The sequence below is a fragment of the Streptomyces fractus genome (assembly GCF_049844455.1).
GTDB lineage: Bacteria > Actinomycetota > Actinomycetes > Streptomycetales > Streptomycetaceae > Streptomyces > Streptomyces fractus.
The window spans coordinates 243,273-261,638 of sequence record NZ_JBMYHI010000001.1; the positions used below are offsets into that span (position 1 = coordinate 243,273).

General features: G+C 67.7%; 10 protein-coding genes and 3 pseudogenes. 8 read left to right on the plus strand and 5 right to left on the minus strand.

Features of this window, described 5'->3' with window-relative positions; translation table 11 throughout:
- The first annotated feature begins 233 nt into the window (after positions 1-233).
- A complete protein-coding gene (gene secY, locus ACP4E5_RS01240; RefSeq protein WP_425824797.1) occupies positions 234-1,550 on the plus strand; it encodes a preprotein translocase subunit SecY in 1,317 nt (438 codons plus the stop codon).
- Between the two features lie 239 nt (positions 1,551-1,789).
- A complete protein-coding gene (locus ACP4E5_RS01245; protein ID WP_425824798.1) occupies positions 1,790-2,893 on the plus strand; it encodes an acyltransferase family protein in 1,104 nt (367 codons plus the stop codon).
- A 311-nt stretch (positions 2,894-3,204) separates the two neighbouring features.
- Here ACP4E5_RS01245 and ACP4E5_RS01250 read toward each other — a convergent pair.
- A pseudogene (locus tag ACP4E5_RS01250) lies at positions 3,205-4,244 on the minus strand (transposase).
- Positions 4,245-4,490: 246 nt separating this feature from the next.
- Between ACP4E5_RS01250 and ACP4E5_RS01255 the strand changes: the two are divergent.
- A pseudogene (locus tag ACP4E5_RS01255) lies at positions 4,491-5,093 on the plus strand (IS256 family transposase); the annotation flags it as partial.
- 292 nt (positions 5,094-5,385) lie between these two features.
- Here ACP4E5_RS01255 and ACP4E5_RS01260 read toward each other — a convergent pair.
- Positions 5,386-8,727, minus strand: coding sequence for an Ig-like domain-containing protein (locus tag ACP4E5_RS01260; protein ID WP_425824799.1), 3,342 nt, complete (start codon positions 8,725-8,727; stop codon positions 5,386-5,388).
- 631 nt (positions 8,728-9,358) lie between these two features.
- Between ACP4E5_RS01260 and ACP4E5_RS01265 the strand changes: the two are divergent.
- The 3 genes and pseudogenes from ACP4E5_RS01265 to ACP4E5_RS01275 all read left to right on the plus strand — a co-directional run bounded on the left by ACP4E5_RS01265 (position 9,359) and on the right by ACP4E5_RS01275 (position 12,451).
- Positions 9,359-9,680 (plus strand): annotated as a pseudogene (locus tag ACP4E5_RS01265) (TOBE domain-containing protein).
- A gap of 27 nt (positions 9,681-9,707) precedes the next feature.
- A complete protein-coding gene (gene modA / locus ACP4E5_RS01270; protein WP_425824800.1) occupies positions 9,708-10,475 on the plus strand; it encodes a molybdate ABC transporter substrate-binding protein in 768 nt (255 codons plus the stop codon).
- Positions 10,472-12,451 carry an ABC transporter permease gene (locus ACP4E5_RS01275; RefSeq protein ID WP_425824801.1) on the plus strand — a complete coding sequence of 660 codons (1,980 nt, stop codon included), beginning with the start codon at positions 10,472-10,474 and terminating at the stop codon, positions 12,449-12,451. The genes modA and ACP4E5_RS01275 overlap by 4 nt, the downstream gene beginning before the upstream one ends.
- A gap of 110 nt (positions 12,452-12,561) precedes the next feature.
- Here the strand turns inward: ACP4E5_RS01275 and ACP4E5_RS01280 are convergent, their stop codons facing one another.
- The 3 genes from ACP4E5_RS01280 to ACP4E5_RS01290 all read right to left on the minus strand — a co-directional run bounded on the left by ACP4E5_RS01280 (position 12,562) and on the right by ACP4E5_RS01290 (position 16,903).
- Entirely contained in the window at positions 12,562-13,782 is a 1,221-nt protein-coding gene (locus ACP4E5_RS01280) for a hypothetical protein (RefSeq protein WP_425824802.1), read from the minus strand.
- 120 nt (positions 13,783-13,902) lie between these two features.
- Positions 13,903-15,369 carry an SDR family NAD(P)-dependent oxidoreductase gene (locus tag ACP4E5_RS01285; RefSeq protein WP_425824803.1) on the minus strand — a complete coding sequence of 489 codons (1,467 nt, stop codon included), beginning with the start codon at positions 15,367-15,369 and terminating at the stop codon, positions 13,903-13,905.
- Positions 15,370-15,655: 286 nt separating this feature from the next.
- The gene (locus tag ACP4E5_RS01290; RefSeq protein WP_425824804.1) at positions 15,656-16,903 is read right to left on the minus strand and encodes a L,D-transpeptidase; all 1,248 of its coding nucleotides are present in this window, start codon (positions 16,901-16,903) and stop codon (positions 15,656-15,658) included.
- Positions 16,904-17,179: 276 nt separating this feature from the next.
- Here ACP4E5_RS01290 and ACP4E5_RS01295 point away from each other — a divergent pair, with 276 nt between their 5' ends.
- Positions 17,180-17,608 carry a hypothetical protein gene (locus ACP4E5_RS01295; protein ID WP_425824805.1) on the plus strand — a complete coding sequence of 143 codons (429 nt, stop codon included), beginning with the start codon at positions 17,180-17,182 and terminating at the stop codon, positions 17,606-17,608.
- Complete coding sequence (locus tag ACP4E5_RS01300) at positions 17,605-18,330, plus strand: L,D-transpeptidase family protein (protein WP_425824806.1); 726 nt, start codon at positions 17,605-17,607, stop codon at positions 18,328-18,330. The genes ACP4E5_RS01295 and ACP4E5_RS01300 overlap by 4 nt, the downstream gene beginning before the upstream one ends.
- Positions 18,331-18,366 lie beyond the last annotated feature (36 nt).

Consider the following 18,366-nt stretch of genomic DNA (forward strand, 5'->3'; position numbering starts at 1 on the left):
GGTGCGGGCGGGGCCGAAGGATGACCGGGCCTGGCTCTCCTGGCATTCCGGGGGCACCCGCGCCGACGAACTAGGGATCCATCCAAGAAGGGGTCGGCAGTCTTGTACCGAGGTTCCTGCTGACTGGACTTTCGTACCCCAGCTCCCCCTGGTGTCCTACCGGAGGATGAGGAGGTCCCTGTTCGGCCGGCCGCACCAGACGCACAGCGCCGGGAAATGTGAGGAAGCCTCCCGTGCTGTCTTCCGTCTCGAGGGCCTTCAAGACCCCGGATCTGCGTAAGAAGCTGCTGTTCACGCTCTCCATCCTGGTGATCTTCCGGTTGGGCGCGACCATTCCGGCGCCCGGCGTGAACTACCAGGCCGTCAGCCAGTGCGTGGATCTCGCGAGTGCCTCCTCCGGCGGCGTGTTCGCCGTGATCAACATGTTCAGCGGCGGCGCGCTGCTCCACCTCTCGGTGTTCGCGCTCGGGATCATGCCGTACATCACGGCCAGCATTGTCCTGCAGTTGCTCACCGTGGTGATTCCGCGTCTGGAGAGCCTGAAGAAGGAGGGGCCGAGCGGGACCGCGAAGATCACGCAGTACACCCGTTATCTGACCGTGGCTCTCGCGCTGCTCCAGGCCACCGGTCTTGCCGCCACGATCCGCTCGGGTGCGCTGCTCTCGTCGTGCCCGTACTCCTCACAGATCATGTCCGACCCGTCGGTCTACACCATGATCCTGATGATCGTGACCATGGTCGCCGGCACCACGGTGATCATGTGGCTGGGCGAGCTGATCACCGAGCGCGGTGTCGGCAACGGCATGTCTCTGCTGATGTTCACCTCGATCGCCGCGACCTTCCCGGCTTCGCTCTGGGCGGTCAAGCAGCAGGGCGGCATCCTCGGCGGCTGGTTCAACTTCGCGATGGTGGTCCTGCTGGGCCTGGTCCTGGTCTGCCTGGTGGTCTTCATGGAGCAGGCACAGCGCCGGATCCCGCTGTCGTACGCCAAGCGCATGGTGGGCCGCAAGCACTATGGCGGCGCGACCACCTACCTCCCGCTGAAGGTCAACCAGGCCGGCGTGGTCCCGGTGATCTTCGCGTCCTCGCTCCTCTATCTCCCGTCCCTGATCGTCGGCTTCAGCGGGTCCACGGCCGGCTGGGCGGTCTGGATCCAAAAGCACCTCTCGCCGGGTTCGGACCCGGTCTATCTCACGCTCGACTTCCTCATGATCGTGTTCTTTGCGTTCTTCTACGTGTCGATCTCCTTCAACACCGATGACATCGCCGAACAGCTGCTGCAGTCCGGCGGCTTCGTGCCCGGCATCCGGGCAGGCCGCCCGACCGCCAGCTACCTGAAGTACGTGGTCTCCCGGATCACCTGGCCCGGCTCGCTCTACCTGGGCCTGATCGCGATGGTCCCGACGCTCGGCCTGGTGCTCTTCAACTCCGGCCAGAACATGCCGCTGGGCGGCACCAGCCTGCTGATCATCGTCGGTGTCGGCCTGGACACGGTGAAGCAGATCGACTCCAAGCTGCACCAGCACGACTACGGGGGCTTCCTGCGTTGACTTCCACTCCCTCCTTCAGGAGGGAGTTTCCCGCGGCTCGCGCTGTGGGGTTTCCTGCTTCACCATCGACTGCCCACCGGGAGTTCTCCGTTGATGTCTTACACCAGTCCCACAAGCCGATGCCGCTGGCCCGGCGGCCAGAAGGTCCTGTGCCGCGTTCACGTCCTGCCCGTACCGGGCCGCCTTGTGCTCCGGCATGGTCGCCCGCCTGAAGGCGCGGGTATACACGGCGGTGCCAGATGAAGAAGGCCGCCGACTCCGGTGTCTCCTCGCGGCCGCGCAGGCTCTATGCCCTGGACGGAATACGGTTGTGCGCCGCCCTGTTCGTGGTCGCCTACCACTACACGGCCTACGACATACAGGCCGTTCCGCCCTGGGGGGTCAACCCCTCCACCCTGTTCCCGCACCTGAACCCGATCAGCTCCTACGGCTGGCTCGGCGTCCAACTCTTCTTCCTGATCAGCGGTTTCGTCATCTGCATGTCGGCCTGGGGACGCAGCGCGAAGGACTTTCTGGTCTCCCGGATCACCCGTCTCTACCCGGCCTACTGGCTGGGCGTCCTGGTCACTGCGGCGGTCCTCTTCCTGTGGGGGCCGGCCGGGCAGTCCGCTCCGAGTGCGCAGGACACCCTCACCAACCTGACCATGTTCCAGACGCCGCTGGGTGTGCACCACGTCGACGGGGTCTACTGGACGCTGTGGCAGGAGCTCATCTTCTACCTGCTGGTCCTGCTCCTCCTGGTCAGGATCGGCATGACCTACCGCAGGGTCGTCGTCTTCTGCGGCGCCTGGATGCTCGCGGGCATCGTCGTGCCGTCCTCCGCGACACTGCTCGACACGCTGGCGATGCCCGACCATGCCCCGTACTTCGCCGGCGGCATGATCCTCTACCTGATCTACCGCTACGGCCCGAGCGCCTCGCTGTGGGGCCTGCTCGGCTTCAGCTGGCTGCTCGCGCTGCACCAGGTGGCGGGCCAGGTGGTGACCAACTCCTCGCACGTGCACCACACCCTGCACTTCCGCTGGGCCGCCTTGATTGTCACCCTCTTCTACGGGCTGCTCATCGCGCTCGCGCTCGGCTGGTTCGACGGGGTGCAGTGGAAGTGGCTGGCCACGGCGGGAGCGATGACGTACCCGCTGTACCTGCTGCACCAGCAGATCGGCTACGTGCTGATCCGGCACCTGAAGGACTCGGTCGGACCGCAACTGCTCGTCGGCGGACTGCTGGTGTTCTTCATGGCGGTGGCGTGGCTGGTGCACCGCTTCGTGGAGCGGCCGGTGGCACGCCGGCTCAAGGCGGCGCTGATGAAGGAACACCACGAGCCACCGTTGCGGGCCACCTGACCTTGTTTTTATGGTTTGTGGGCTTTGGGCTGATTACGTTCCGTCATGCTCTCGGGTCGTCTGGTCGTTTTACCCACGTCGTAACGGGTGGCGGGCCGTCGGTCCTTCGAGCCAAGTGGGCGTCTTGGGCCGGGTTTTGAGAGTTTGGGTGCACGGGCCGGGCAGAGCAAGTGAGGACGGATGTTCCTGAACCCGTGGCGGACCCGGGCCGGGGTGAGCCGGGCGGGCTCGGCAGGCTTCTCCCAGGGGCGGCGGAGCTCAGCTGCGGCTTCGCGGGTGAGCCGGAGCTGGGTGTGTGCGGCGATGATGATCTACGTCCACCGGTCCGCGGCCTCCGGGGTGCGGAGTCTGGGACGTGTCCAGCCGAGCGTCTGCTTTTCGAAACGGAAGGTGTGTTCCAAGTCGAAGCGGCGGAGGAATCCTTGCCAGCGCAGGTCGACATCTTCGCTGGTCATGCCGGTCTTCGAGGACCACAGCCACAAGGGCAGCGGCTCACGGTCACCGGGCAGGTGGTCCACTTGGAGGCGGATCAGGGTGCCGTCGATGACGGGGAGTTCGCCGTCGTGGTCGATCCACGCGGAGCGGGTGGTGAGGCGGGGATGGATGCGGTCCCAAGCCATCGCGGTCGCCGTGCTGTAGCTGTCGGTGACCTGCACCGTTTCAGTGTTCGGCTCGCCCCAGGTATCGGGCTTGGCGAAGCCGAACTCCTTGCCGTGCTTGGGCGAGTGGCCGCCGCGAGGATAGGCAAGGGCGTACTCCTTGAGCGAGGGTGCCGGACGGCGCATCACCCGGTCCGAGCGCATCCGTCCCAGCACTTCGATGGGAAGCCCGTCCAGGAGGTAAGCCATGCGCGGGGCGTCGTAGCCGGCGTCAAAGACGACCAGGATGTCGGCGTCACCCGGCTCCCACTGCCCCTGGCTGATCAGGTCGGCGCCGACGCGGCGGACCTGGGCCGCGGTGACCTCGGCAACGTCGTCTTCGAGGCCGAGCCGGACCGCGTCCAGCAGCTGGCACCACGACGTCCGCCCAGTCTCCAGGGCGGCGCCGAACGAGTACGGCCAGCCGGGAAGAACTGATCCGAGGAGCGTCCCGAGCGTCCGTAGACGTGGCAGAACAGGCGGTCCGGGCTGCACGGGGCGTCGGGCCGCAGCCACGCCGAGACATCGACTGCCAGAACCAGGCGCCCGTCCGTAGCCTTGGGCTGCGGCAGCATCGCCAGGGCCCGGCGCAGCCTGTCCACATCGATACAGCCCTGGTTGAGCGCGTCGTACATCGCCCCGTGCCCACGCCGGTGCTCCGCCAGCAGCGTCAGGTCGACCGGCGAGGTCACCGGCCCGTCCTCGCAGAGCATCGCGTCCGTGAGCTCAAACAAGGTGTCACCACGTCGCGTCAGACATGCGTAGAAGTCCTCCCGAAAGTGGGATGTGAAGTCGAGTGCCTCGTCCCGGGCGTCGTACTGCAGCAGACTCACCCTTGTGCCCCTCTCTGAGCAGCTCGCAGTACCGCTTCTTCACGTCGGTCGACATCTTGTTGGGCGCGTACCTTGGCATCCGAACGCTCTCCTCCCGGGGCGTTCGCAACCACCGATGGAACTCAAGCGGTCTCCCCGGTCCTGTTCGTCGACTGCGTGAACGTCAAGATCCGCGACGGCGCGGTGGCCAACCGTCCCATCTACGTCGTCCTCGCCGTCACCAGCGACGGCCACCGCGAGAACCTCGGCCTGTGGGCCGGCGACGGCGGCGAGGGCGCCAAGTACTGGCAGAACATCCTCGCCGAGCTGCAAAACCGCGGCGTGCGCGATGTCCTCATGCTGGTCTGCGACGGCCTCAAGGGCCTACCCGAAGCGGTCAACACCGTCTTCCCGCAGACCGTGGTCCAGCTCTGCATCGTGCACCTCATCCGCACCACGCTCAAGTACATCTCGCGGGCAGACTGGGACAAGGCGGCCCGCGACCTCAGGCCCGTCACACGGCCGCCAACGAGGAAGAGGCCCCCGCCCGGCTCGCCGAGTTCAGCGAGAAATGGGAGGCCAAGTACCCCGCCGCGGTCCGCGCCTGGGAACGCCCCTGGAGCGAGGTGGTGCCCTTCCTCGGCTTCCCCGCCCCGATCCGGAAGATTCATCTCGACGACCAACGCGATCGAGTCCCTGAACGCCCGCTACCGGCGCTCGGCCAACGCCTGCGGGCACTTCCCCAACGAGACGAGACCGCCGCCCCCAAGCGCCTCTACCTCACCCCGCAGATCCCACCCTGCTGAGGGGCAGGCGGTGGGTAACTGATGGTACCGGGAAGCCCGTTGGGTGACGGTGACTTGGGATGGTCACCCGCGCAACGGGCTTCGTCACGTACCACGACGGTCGGGTGGCCCGGGGCATCGCGGCCCCGGGCCACCCGACCCACGACGATGCCCGGTCGGGAACACCCGACCGGGCATCGTGATTCCTGTGTGGTGTGCAGTTCTACGGGCTCACCGTGGGGGTGGGCCCGTCTGGATTAGTCGATCATCCAGGTCTGCACTGCGGTGCCGGTGTAGGTGGCGTTCTGGGTGCCGCCGTTGGCGGTCTCGGTCAGGCCCAGGTCGTCTCCGGTCGTGGTGAAGGAGAGTTCACCGGCGACTCCGCCGCTGTAGGTGACGGTCTGGCTGTCCTTGAGGGTGCCGTCGGTCGGCGGGGCGACCGCGCGGACCACGGTGCCCGATTCGGTGCCGCCGCCGCGCAGGTCCAGGACCGTGCGCTGGCCGGTGCGGGGGTCGACCGCACGCTTGCTGATCAGCGCGCCGTCGTCGGTGAGCATCCACTGCTGGTCGGTGTCACCGTCCGCGGGCAGGGCCCTGGTGGACACACCGGCCTCCCCGGTGGTGGAGTCGATACCGGTCGCGCCGTGCACGGTCAGCTTGTCGCCGGTGCCGGCGGTGACGGTGCCGAACTCGTCATTGGCGCCGGACGTGGCCGTCCAGGACTGGTTGTAGGCGCCGGTGTAGTCCTGCACCGAGGCACCCGTCGCGGCCGAGCCCGTGGCCGCCAGTCCGTAACCGTCAGTGTCCGCACGGCCGTTGGTCAGCGACCCGCCGTCGTTCAGATTCCAGGACTGCGAGCCGTCGGTGTCCTCGTCCGCGGTCTGCGGGGAGTCGATCAGCGCCGAGGCCGCACCCTCGTTCAGGTCCAGCACCAGGTGTGAACCGGTGTCCGGATCGACCGCCGCGGGGTCCTCGTTGATCAGATGCCCGTCATCCAGCGTCCACCGCTGTGCCGTCTCCGAGGAATCGACATCCATCGCGTGCACCGAGGCACCGTGACCGGTCGCACCGTCCTGCACGCTGCCGGTCGCCTCCAGAGCCTGCCCCTGGTCGTTCACCAGCTGCTGGTTCTGGAACCCCGACGGGTCGTAGACCGTGACCGTCACGGTCGCGGTGTACTCGTTGTTGTCGGCGTCGGTGGCGGTGTAGGTGAAGGTGTCCTTACCCGAGAAACCGGTGTCCGGCACATAGTGCACCTTGCCGTCGACAACCTCCGCCGTACCGTTGTCCGGATCCGACGCCGACTTCAGCGTCAGGTCACCGGCGTCATTGGCCAGCACATCCACATCCGTGGCCGTCTCATAGTTCGTCGACGCGATGTCGTCCAGCACTCCGGCCGGCTGATCGCCCACCGTCATCGAGACGGTCCCCACGGTCTTGTAAACGTGCTCACCGTCCATGGCCCTGTAGGTGAAGGTGTCCGGACCGCTGTAACCAGCGTCCGGCACGTAGTGCACCGTGTTGTCGTCATTGATGGTCGCCGTGCCGTGCGCCGGCTGCGTCACCGAGTACGTCGACAACACCTTGCCGGTGTCATTGGCCAGCACGTCCACGTCCACCGGCGTCTCATACGGCGTCGAGGCGACGTCATCCACCACCGTCGAATCCGTCCCCTCCACCGTGACAATCACCGTCGCGGTGTACTCGTTGCCATCGGTGTCAGTGGCGGTGTAGGTGAAGTGTTCGGCACCCGTGAAGCCGTAGTACGGCGCGTAGTGCACCGTACCGTCGCTGTTGATGGTCGTCGTCCCGTGCGTCCTCCCATCATCCCCGGAGTGCGACGGCTGTGTCACCGACGTCACCGTCAGGTCACCGGTGTCATTGGCCAGCACATCAATGTCCGCCGGCGTGTCAAACGGCGTCGACGCCGTGTCATCCACCACCGTCGCCGGCGGCGCGCCGACCGTCATCGTGACCGTTGCGACATCGGTGTCGCTGGCGGTGGTGCTGTACTGGAAGGTGTCGGTGCCGCTGAAACCGTCGTCGGGTACGTAGTGGACCTTGTTGTCGGCGGTCTTCGTCGTGGTGCCGTGCTTCGGGTCCGACACGTTCGCCAGGGTGTCGGCGCCGGTGTCGTTGGCCAGGACATCCACATCCGTGGCCGTCTGATACGCCGTCGACGCCGTGTCATCCACCAACGACACATCCGGCGCGTCCACGGTCATGGTGACGGTTGCGTAGTCGGTGTCGCTGGCGGTGGTGCTGTACTGGAAGGTGTCGGTGCCGCTGAAACCGTCGTCGGGTACGTAGTGGACCTTGTTGTCGGCGGTCTTCGTCGTGGTGCCGTGCTTCGGCTGCGACACGTTCGCCAGGGTGTCGGCGCCGGTGTCGTTGGCCAGGACATCCACATCCGTGGCCGTCTGATACGCCGTCGACGCCGTGTCATCCACCAACGACACATCCGGCGCGTCCGGCGCGTCTACGGTCATGGTGACGGTTGCGTAGTCGGTGTCGCTGGCGGTGGTGCTGTAGGTGAAGGTGTCGGTGCCGCTGTAGCCGTCGTCCGGCTTGTAGTTCACGGTCTTCTTGTCGTCGCTGATGGTCGTGGTGCCGTGGTCCGGCTGCGACACCTTTGCGAGGGTGTCGGCGCCGGTGTCGTTGGCCAGGACATCCACATCCGTGGCCGTCTGATACGCCGTCGACGCCGTGTCATCCACCAGCTTCACATCAGACTGGGCGTCCCAGGAGATGTCGACTTCACCGGCACCGGTACGCTCGTGCTGTGTCGTGTTCTCAGCGCCGGTGACCTTGCTGGTGTCGATGTAGCCGCTGCCACCGCCACCGGCGCCAGTTTCGGAATTTGCGGTACTGGCGCCGCCACCCTCACTACCGCCTCCACCGCCGTAGTAGCCACCGCCACCACCAGCGCCAGAGAAGTAGTAATCGGAAGTGTCGCCTGTATCGAAGGCAGACCCTTCGCCTCCTGCGCCGCCCTGGAACTGGGCGCCGTCGTGCCCAAGACCTTCCGGGTCATTAGTGTATATTTTGCCACCGCTGCCGCCGTCACTCTGAGTGCCGCCGCCGCCGTCCCGCTGGGCTTCGCCGGACGTGCCCTGGGTCCCGCCTCCGTCACCCCCGTCACTGGATGGGACGTCCGCGTGAGCGGGGACGGTTTCCAGCGCGGCACCGCCACCACCGCCAGCGACCATCAATGGATCACTGTCGGTGGTTCCCAGGAAAGAATAGCCACCGCCCCCGGCTGTTGGCGTCCCGTAGTTGCCGCCGTTTCCGCCTCCAGGATAGGCGCCACCCTTGCCGTCCCCATTTCCTCCTGCGCCGCCGGTCTTAACAACAAGTTCCTGGCCCGGGGTCACCTGGACGGTACCCGAGGCCAGCCCGCCGTAGCCTCCACTGGCGCTGACAGACTTGCCTCCCTGGCCACCCCACATTGTCACGTCCAGTGAAGTCACCCCCTCCGGCACCGTGAACGTGGCATCCGAGCCCTGATAGGTGAACGCTTGACACTGGGTATTCCCCGAGGTCGGCGTGCAGCTGTTCGTCGTCGCTGGTGCCGCCAGCGCCGGACCGACACTCGTCACCGTCAACCCCGTGGCCAGCAGGACCGTCGCACACGCAGTCGACAACCGTCGCTTTGAAAACATCGAAACCTGACTTCACTTCTCGAACAGACACCACACCTCCCCGCCAACACATGAGGCAGGAGGCCTAACACACCTAGCCTCATCTCCCCCCCGTTCCGACCAGCCGGGAAAAAGTCGACATGTCGCCACTAAAAGTTGACAGTCCGCCCATTACTTGGCCGCTTACCACAGGTTCATGGCCATTCGCACCACGCAGCCGGCCGCCAAGAAGCCCGCGCTCACCGAGCATTCCCACCCCGACGCCCCTGCCCCCGGAGTCTTGCCTCGGCCGCCCACGTCGGAGAGCGTCACGAATTTGGTGAAACCTGCTCAGAAGAGGCGCCAGATAGGCGCGGAGCACGGTTCGCCGGATAGAGGATGCTGACGGCATGTCGGTTTCGATGTCGGACGGCAATGCTGACGGTGCCGATGCGGCACCGCAGACGACATCGGTGAGTCGCTGCTGCACCCGCTCGGACGGATCGGTCTGGCACTGCCCGACCTGGGCGTCATTCCTCGGCTGGCAGATGCGCCGGATTGCGTGGTCGAGGTTTGTGGGGGCGGCTCGTTCGCGCGTAGCGTGCCGCACATGCGGCAGTACGGTGTTCGCCGGGTTGCCCGGCTGTTCGGTGTCCGCCGGGTGATCGACGGCCGGGACTTCGCGGTCTTCGCCGTCGAACTCGCCCACAGCAACGCTGAAGAGGCGTCGTACACCTCCGCCCGTAACGCGTTCCGGGCATCGTCACCGCCGTCAAGCACGGCGTTGACGCCGCGCAGGTCGAGATCCAGGCCGGCCCGGACCGCCTCGTCTCCCTCCTCACCCGCGAGGCCGTCGAGGAACTGGCCTGGAGGTGGGCGTGGAGGCGACCGCGCCAGTGACGTCGACCAGCGTGCACATCGACCGGCCTTGAGTGGCGAGAAAGCGGAGAGGAACTGCCATGCGACGACGCGACGCCGTACTACTGTCGGTGGCCGCCCTGATGGCCTTCACGCTGGTCGCGTGCGGGGTCAGCGGGGGCGCCGGGGAAACGGCCTCGGGGGAGAGTGACCTGACCGTACTCGCCGCCTCCTCGCTCACCGACGCCTTCGAGACGGCCGGGAAGGTGTACGAGAAGGAACATCCGGACGTGCAGGTCAAGTTCTCCTTCGCCGGGTCGCAGGACCTGGCCGCGCAGGTCTCGCAGGGGGCACCGGCCGATGTGGTGGTGACAGCCGACACCGAGACCATGGACGAGATCAAGAGCGACACGGGCGACCCTTCGGTGATCGCAAAGAACCGTCCCGTCATGGTCACCGCCGAGGGGAACCCACAGGGCGTGGAGAGCCTCGACAATCTGGCCGACCCTGGCACGAAGACGGTGCTCGCCGCGCCGGAGGTCCCGGTCGGGAAATACAGCCAGGAGGTCCTTGACAACGCTGGCGTCCAGGTGGACCCGGTCTCCGAGGAGCCGAACGTGCGCGCCGTGCTCAGCAAGGTCGAACTCGGCGAGGCGGACGCGGGGATCGTGTACGCGACGGACGCGGCGACCGCGCCCGACAAGGTCGACACCATCGCCATCCCGGAGGACGACAACGTCGTGGCCTCGTACCCGGCGGCGACCGTGAAGGGTTCGGAACACCCCGACGAAGCCGCCGAGTTCGTGCAGTGGCTACAGGGCGACGAGGCGCAGAAGATCCTCACCGACGCCGGGTTCGACCGGCCGTGAACACCGACAGGGTGACGGCCCGGGCAGGGCACGGGCAGCGGCCGCCCGCCGTCCTCGTAGCGCCCGCGCTGCTCGCGATCGGTCTGCTGTTCCTGCCGCTCCTCGGTGTGCTCGTGAACACCGAGTGGGGGCGGCTGGCCGACGATCTGACGGCGCCACAGACCGTGGAGGCGCTGAAGCTGTCGCTGGTGGTATCCGGCTGGGCGCTGCTGCTCTCGCTGATCCTCGGAGTTCCCCTGGCCTGGCTGCTGGCGCGCGTCGACTTCCCCGGGAAGCCGGTCGTACGCTCCCTTGTCCTGCTGCCGATGGTGCTGCCGCCGACGGTGGCAGGGGTTGCCCTGCTCCTCGCGTTCGGGCGGCGGGGACTGCTCGGGCCGTGGCTGGAGAACACCTTCGGCCTGACGCTGCCGTTCCACACGTCCGGTGCGGTGCTCGCGGCCACCTTCGTGGCGATGCCGTTTTTGGTGATCAGCCTGGAGGGCACGCTCGCCGGCCTCGACAGGCGATACGAGGAGACCGCCGCGTCGCTCGGCGCCTCGCCGGTACGGGTCTTCACCACGGTCACTCTGCCGCTGGTCATGCCCGGACTCCTGGCGGGGGCGGCACTCACATGGGCGCGGGCCCTGGGCGAGTTCGGCGCGACCATCACCTTCGCGGGCAATCTGCCCGGCGCGACCCAGACGCTGCCGCTGAAGGTGTATCTGCTGCTCCAGGACGATCCGACCGCGGCGACGTCGGTGTCCCTGCTGCTGCTAGTCGTGTCGATGACGGTCCTGGTGGCGCTGCGTGGGCACTTCACGGGGAAGCTCGCTGCCGCGGCCCGCCGGGGCACCCAGTCCGGCCCCGCCCCCTCGCGCGGCCCTGCCGCCCAAGGGGGCGGAACGGGTGGGCAGAGGGCCGGCGCCGTAGAGGAGGCGCACCCTGCTCCCCGGCCCGCCCTGGCGTCGCTGTCCGCGCACGTCACGGGCTTCACGCAGCTGGAGCTGAACGCAGAGCCCGGCACGACGATCGCGATCGTCGGCCCCAACGGGGCAGGTAAGTCGACCCTGTTGAGGGCCCTGTTGGGCCTGACCGACCGCGCCCGGGTCGAGCGCCTCACGCTCGGCGACAAGGACGTGGCCAGCCTGTCACCGCACCATCGCACCATCGCCTGGGTGCCCCAGGACGGCGCTCTCTTCCCCCACCTCACCGCGCTGGCCAACACCGCCTACGGCCTGCGCTGCGTGGGCACGCCCCGCTCCGCGGCCCGCGCCGAGGCGCACGTCTGGCTCGATCGCCTCGGCGTCGGCGACCTCGCCCACCGCAGGCCGGCCGAGCTCTCCGGCGGCCAGGCCCAACGCGTCGCCCTCGCCCGCGCGCTCGCCGCCCGCCCCCGGCTCCTCCTCCTCGATGAGCCGCTCGCCGCCCTGGACCACACCACCCGCGCGCACGTGCGTCATACCCTGCGCACCCACCTGGCCGGCTTCGGCGGTGTCTGTCTGATCGTCACCCACGACCCGGTCGAGGCGGTTTCGCTTGCCGATAGGGTCCTCGTCCTCGAGGACGGCCGCGCCGTGCAGGACGCGGTTCCGGCCGAGCTCAGCCGTCACCCGCGCTCGGAGTGGGTGGCCCGCATGCTGGGCCGCAACGCCTGGCCGGGCACCGCCACCGACGACGGCCTCGCACCGGATGGCGGGGGCCTGGTGCGGGCCGCGGAACCACTGCCCGCGGGCACGGTGGCGCTGGCGGTCATCTCGCCCGAGGCAGTGGCCCTGCACCGTGAGATTCCCGGCGGGTCCCCCCGTAACCACTGGCCGGGGACCGTACGCGAGATCACGGCCGTGGGCAGTCGCCTGCGCGTCCTGCTGTCCCTCGACGGCGCCCCGGACCTCATCGCCGAGGTCACCCCCGGCGCGGCTGCCGAACTGGCCCTCGCGGAGGGGGCCCGCGTGTGGGCCGGCGTCAAGGCGACCGAGGTCACCCTGGTCGCCACCTGACCGTGCGGATGCGACGTGGTGACGCCGCCGACGGGCCTGACCCTCCGCCCCAGGAGCATCGGGTGGCCGGGGCACACGGCGGCGCCGTTGACCCGGACCTCACCGTGCGTTTATGACGCCCGGCGTACGCCGTGGGGCCGGCCGCGGGGGTCGTCGATGGTCTCCTCGTCCCACGCGAGCGGCGGAGCCCAGCGTTTGGCGGCGGCCCTGCGCCGGGAGATGTCGCAAGGCCCAGGGCGTGCGGAGAGCACTTTCCAGGCAGTGAGGATGGCCTGGCGTGCCAGGGGGGTGGAACAGCCTGTAGCCAGCGTGGTGGACAGGGTCTTCACCCCGGTGCCGCCCGCATCGGCGATGTTCCGCAGCCGCCAGCCGGCTGCGCAGAGAGCACGCAGGCGGCGCTGGATCCCCTCGTTGGTGACATTCAGGCGTCGTTCTATCGCCGGGGCCGGCAGGGTACGCAGCGCGAGAATCTTGTCGGCGATGGTGGAGTTGACGGAGCGACGCGGATCGACGGCGAACTCGTCGAGGGCGACGCGCAGAGTGCTTGCGGGAACGCCTGCCGTCTTGGCGATCAGGGTGAGAGAGGCGCTGTCGTAGCGGGCCTGCAGGGCATGGATGTGCTCGACGACAGGAGCCATGTCGACGGTGTTGCGACGAGGCTCGGGCCGGTCGGGGACGGGTGTGCGGTGCCCGAGATCGAGCAGCCGCTGGGCCACGGAAGCCCGAATGGTGCGCGGGCGGTTGGCCATGACGTCGCTGAAGGCGGCGGCCAGGGTGGTGGGCCTGACGGAGGCGGCGCGGGCGAAGGTGGCGAGTGACACGCGAGGGTGTTCCTGCATCAAGGCCCGGACATGACGGATGGCCTGTGTCGCATCCACTGCGGCGCCGCCGAAGGCGCCAGGTTCAGCAGGCAGGGCCTCGGCGGTCACCAGGAGGAGGCGGTGGGCGACTTCGGGGCTCGTGCGACGGCCGGGACGGGTGTCGGCCAGGAGCGTGGCCAAGGTAGAGGGGGGTACGTGGGCGAGGTTCGCGATGGTCGACAGCGGCACGTCGGGCCGCTGTTCGGCCAACTGGGCTATGTGGGCCACGGCCGGCCCCGTCTCCACGCGGCCGTCCAACAGCGCATAACCGGTGCGTCGCCGTGCTCCCGCGCCGGTAAGGGGAGTGGGGTGCAGGCTGTCCAGCGGCACACGGCGTCGACGCGTCGGCACCAGATGGTCGACTGCGTGCACGACCGTGCCGTCGACCGCGGTGACGCGGATCCGGGCTCCGGTTTGAGGACTGCAGGACCAGAACACCTGACGGGGTGTCACATGGAATTCAGGGCGCATTTGTGGTCGGTATTCCTCTGCGGACCCTCCGTGCTCCGGGCACATCATCAGTGGAATTCCGCAGTACGGGGAACTTTTGCAGCAGGTACAGAAGGAAAGCGCGTATCAGGTCCCTCGACCTCAAGCGGCTTCAGCGATACGCGTCTGATGCGGGACGATGGACGACGGAGTGGGCGTGCGGCGGACATCGACGATCTGGCCGGTGATGTCCGCGGTGAGCACGTCCAGGCTCGTGGCCGCTACATGTTCCGAGCGCAGCAGACTTCCTTCCGGCTCCCTGCCGAACGCGGCGGTGCGCATTGGGGTGGCCGTGCGCTCCGGGTTGATGCAGTTGATCCGCACACCGGCCGCTGCCCACTCGTCCGACAGAGCCTGCGTCAGATTGACGACCGCCGCCTTGGTGGCCGAGTAGAGGCCGTATCCGGCCCGCCCCCTGGTGTAGGAGCTGGAGGTGTACAACAGCAACTGGCCCCCGGTCCGCTCAAGGTAAGGGCGGGAGCTGCGGGCGATGTGGATCGGGGCAGCCAGGTTGACCTGGAGCACTTCGTCGATGGCCGAGCGGTCACTGTCGCCCAGTTCGCCGACCCGCAGTATGCCAGCGGTGTTCACAACATAGTCGACCCGGCCGGTGGCCTCGAACGCCTGCCTGAGAGCCCTCTCCACGTCCGCAGGGTTCTCCACGTGAACGTTGGTGGTGGAGCGACTGTGAGAGAAGACGGTCGCCCCACGCCGGGCCGCCTGTTCGGCCACGTTGCGGCCGATCCCGTACGAGCCACCGAAAACCACCAGGGTGCGACCGCTCAGATCCTGCTGCTCGGCGTCCTCGTCCACGAGATCACGCACGCAGCCCGAGGCAAGCTGGAAGATCTTGTCGGCGATGTGCAGGTCGAGTGGCTGAGTCACCTTCATGTTCGACTCGTCGCCTTCCACCACGCACACCTCGACCTCGGGGAGCTCGCGGAGCACCACCGAGCAGTCATCGGTGGCAGTGAACTTCGGCTCGGCCCGGGCCAGTTCGTAGGCGCGACGGATGGTCGGCAGCCGGAAGCACTGCGGGGTCTGTCCCCGTCGCAGCATTGACCGGTCGGGAACAGCGGACAGCACGGCGTCCCCGGCCGTGTTGGTCTCGGTCATCACGATGGTGTCGGAGGAGGGGATCGCCACGTCGACCGCTTCGTACTGCTCCAGCGCCTGTACGCACTCGCGGATGACTCGCTGGCTGACGAACGGGCGCACTGCGTCATGGAACAGCACGCGCACCGGGCAGTCGTCGCCGAATCGTTCCGTCAGGGCGGCGATCGCTACCTGGGTCGTCGCTTTCCGGCTGGTGCCACCTGCCATGACCTGGGACACCTTTCGGAACCCGGCGCCCTCCATCAGTGCCTTCACCGCGTCCAGATGGGTCGGCTCCATGAGGACATAGACCTCGTCGATGTCCTCACTTTGGTCGAAGGCGGAGACCGTGTGCTCCAGCAGTGTCTTGCCGGCGACCTTTGCGAGCTGCTTCGGAAACCCGAGTCCGGTCCGACTGCCCACACCGCCAGCCAATACGACTGCGATCACAGGGGTGGCGGAATCGAGGCTCATTTTCCATACCTTCCGGAAACGCGAAAAGTGTTTTCAACAGGTGCACCCATATCCCACATTCCGTGAGGTCCCGGGTGTCGTTCATGTTCTCATTCGAGCCGGGAGGAAATCGCAAATCCAGGCACATCGTCAACGTCCAGCCTCGACAGTGGCACCAAAGTTGATTCAGTGGGGTCTTCTTGGCGGAGTGAGGGCGTGGTGTACAACGGGCCTTGATGGTCAGGATGGTGACCTGGCGTCAGATATGCGGCAAGCGCGAGGGACTGGCCGTGCTCGTACGCGCGCCTCAGACCGCCGAACCTGCCTGCCAGTCGGACCACGACATGTTCCAGCCGTTGAGCCCGTTGTCCGCGGAGACCGTGTCGCTGGGCGAGTTCTTGACGACCACCACGTCGCCGACCATCGAGTTGGCGTAGAACCAGGCGGCCGTGGTGTCGTCGCTGACCGAGCCCGACGACGTCGGCTGGTCGTCCTGGATCCCGATGCAGCCGTGACTGGTGCCCTCCTGGCCGAAGGCCGACGAGGGGGACCAGTAGTTGCCGTGGATGAATGTCCCCGACGCGGTCAGCCGCTGGGCATGCGGCACGTCCTCGATGTCGTAGGAATCCGAGCCGGTGAAGCCGACCGTGTCGCCGTCCATGTCCATCTCCTTGTAACGCTCGGAGATGACCATGATCCCGTTGTACGTCGAGTGGGCGTCGGAACCGGCCGACACCGCAACGGTCTTGTACGCGGACCCGTCCCGTACGACCGTCAGCGTCTGGGTGTCGTTGTCCACGGTTGACACCTGGGAGCGGCCGACCGAGAACGAGGCGCTGGTCTGCTGGACACCGGTGAGGCGGTCCGCACCCTTGACTCCGTCGGTGGCCATCTTGAGAGTCACCTTGGTGCCCTTGGGCCAGTACTTCTCCGGACGGAAGTCCAGGCGGGTGTCGCTCAGCCAGCAGCCCACGATGGCCACCCCGGCGGTGGAGGTGACACCGATCGCCTGCTGCACCGCCCTCTTGTCGGCGATCGTCTTGTCGAAGGTGATCGAGACCGGCATGCCGACCCCGACCTGGTCACCGTCGTCGAAGGCATAGGTCCCGATATAGCTGGCGTCGGGGGTGACGGTGGTGAAGTCGGCGGTCTTCTTCGCCGTCACGCCCGAGGAGTCCTTCGCCCGGGCCACCACCGTGTACTTCACGCCACGGTCCAGGGCGCCGGTGGCGGTCCAGGCGGTCTTCTCGGCGTTGTACGTGCCCGCCACCGTGTCACCGGTCGCGGAGTCGGTCAGGGCCACCGAGGTCAGGGCGCCGCGCGACACCTTGACCGTGCACTTGTTGATGGAGACGCCGTACGCCCCGTTCACCGCGGGGAGCGTGATCACCGCGTCGGAGGTCGGTTCGGCAAGAGGTCCGCTGCCGCGCCCGGCCGCGAGTAGGCCGCCGCCGATCACCGCGGCACCAGCCGTACCGCCCGCAATCCAACCGAAGAGCTGCCGCCGGGTGAGGCCCCGCTTCGGCTGCTTCGAGGGTTCTTCGGTTCCGTCCATGTGCCCTCCAGGATCCACTCCGTACGCCAGGCCCGCACGGCCAGCACAATTCCTCCATCTCTACCGGCGGGCGAGGCAGCGGGTGGTCACCGTGAGGCCCGAGTCCCGTGGCGAAAGTTGACTTCCCCCGTATCGGCCGCGAAGAAGCGGCCGACGGTGAACACCCTCGCCTAGGCTGCGGAAACCTCGCGATCCGGAGACCCGGACCGTGCAATCGGTCGGCATGTTCGGGTGCCCGGATCGCGAGGTGTTCACGTCAGGAAAGGGGCCGCGGCGATGACGGACAGAGTCATGCTCGGTATACGGATCACCGCGCGTGAGCGCGAACGGATGCGCCGGATCGCCCGGGCCTCCTGGACCGAGCCCTCCGCCGTCGCGGTCTGTGCCGTACGCACCCTGCCGCGTCGCCCCGGTCTGTCCGTGCTGCGCATGGCCGTCCCGGCCTACGAGCCGCACTGCGGCCAACTGGTGTGGCTCCCCGGACAGGACTTCGCCGACCTGTACGAGGTCGCCTCTGGGTGGGACGGGATCCCGGCCCACCAGGCCCTGTCCAATGCGGTCCGCAACTGGCTGTGCGACCGGGACGACGCCACCGCCCTGCAGGAGTTGCGTGCCGTGCGCGAGGAGGAGAAGCAGCAGGCCCCGGGCAGGAGTGACCGGCTGGCGGCCTTGGACGCCTTCATCCAGGAGCTGGGGGGCTTGTGATCCGCCTGACCCGCCGGGGCAGGGCGGTCCTCCTGTTCGTGGTGGTCCTCGCCCTGGTCGCCGCCGTTCTCGGCGCCCAGCAGTTGAGGACTCCGCCGACGTCTGCCGGCGACAGCGTCACGACGCACTCCACCATCCCCGGACTCGGGCCCAAGACCCTCGCCGAGATCCCCTCCGACGCCACCCATGTCGTCGTCTCCACCGGCGAGAGCATGGACTCGAACGTGACCGACACCGTCCTGTGGAGCAAGAACACCACCACCGGCGACTGGACCCCCAGCCACACCATGGCAGGCCACAACGCCGAAGACGGCTGGACCACCGACCACACCGAGGGCGACCTGCGCTCACCGATCGGGGTCTACAGCATCACCGACGTCGGCGGCTCCGACCCCGCACCATCCGGCACCGAGCTGCCCTACACCCAGTCCGACGACTTCGCCGCCTCCGGTACCGGCTTCGACGGCGAGTCCCTGGCCGACGTCTTCGACTACGTCATCGCCATCAACTACAACCGCGTCCCCGGCACTTCCCCCCTCGACGACCAGCGCCCCGAGGGCCAGGAGAAGGGGGGCGGCATCTGGCTGCACGTCGACCACGGCGGCGGCACCCACGGCTGTGTCGCCGTCTCCGCCAACGACATGGTCTACCTGCTCCAGCACCTCGACCCGGCCGACCATCCCGTGATCGTGATGGGCCCCGACTCCAGTCTGGCCGAGTGACAGCAGCCCGGTCAGCAAGGAAGACGGCCCCAAGGC

Bases quoted from the DNA above. Each gene is read 5' to 3' on its own strand.
- ACP4E5_RS01285 (WP_425824803.1), bottom strand. From the start codon at position 15,369: ATGAGCCTCGATTCCGCCACCCCTGTGATCGCAGTCGTATTGGCTGGC.
- ACP4E5_RS01245 (WP_425824798.1), top strand. From the start codon at position 1,790: ATGAAGAAGGCCGCCGACTCCGGTGTCTCCTCGCGGCCGCGCAGGCTC.
- ACP4E5_RS01295 (WP_425824805.1), top strand. From the start codon at position 17,180: ATGACGGACAGAGTCATGCTCGGTATACGGATCACCGCGCGTGAGCGC.
- ACP4E5_RS01280 (WP_425824802.1), bottom strand. From the start codon at position 13,782: ATGCGCCCTGAATTCCATGTGACACCCCGTCAGGTGTTCTGGTCCTGC.
- ACP4E5_RS01290 (WP_425824804.1), bottom strand. From the start codon at position 16,903: ATGGACGGAACCGAAGAACCCTCGAAGCAGCCGAAGCGGGGCCTCACC.
- modA (WP_425824800.1), top strand. From the start codon at position 9,708: ATGCGACGACGCGACGCCGTACTACTGTCGGTGGCCGCCCTGATGGCC.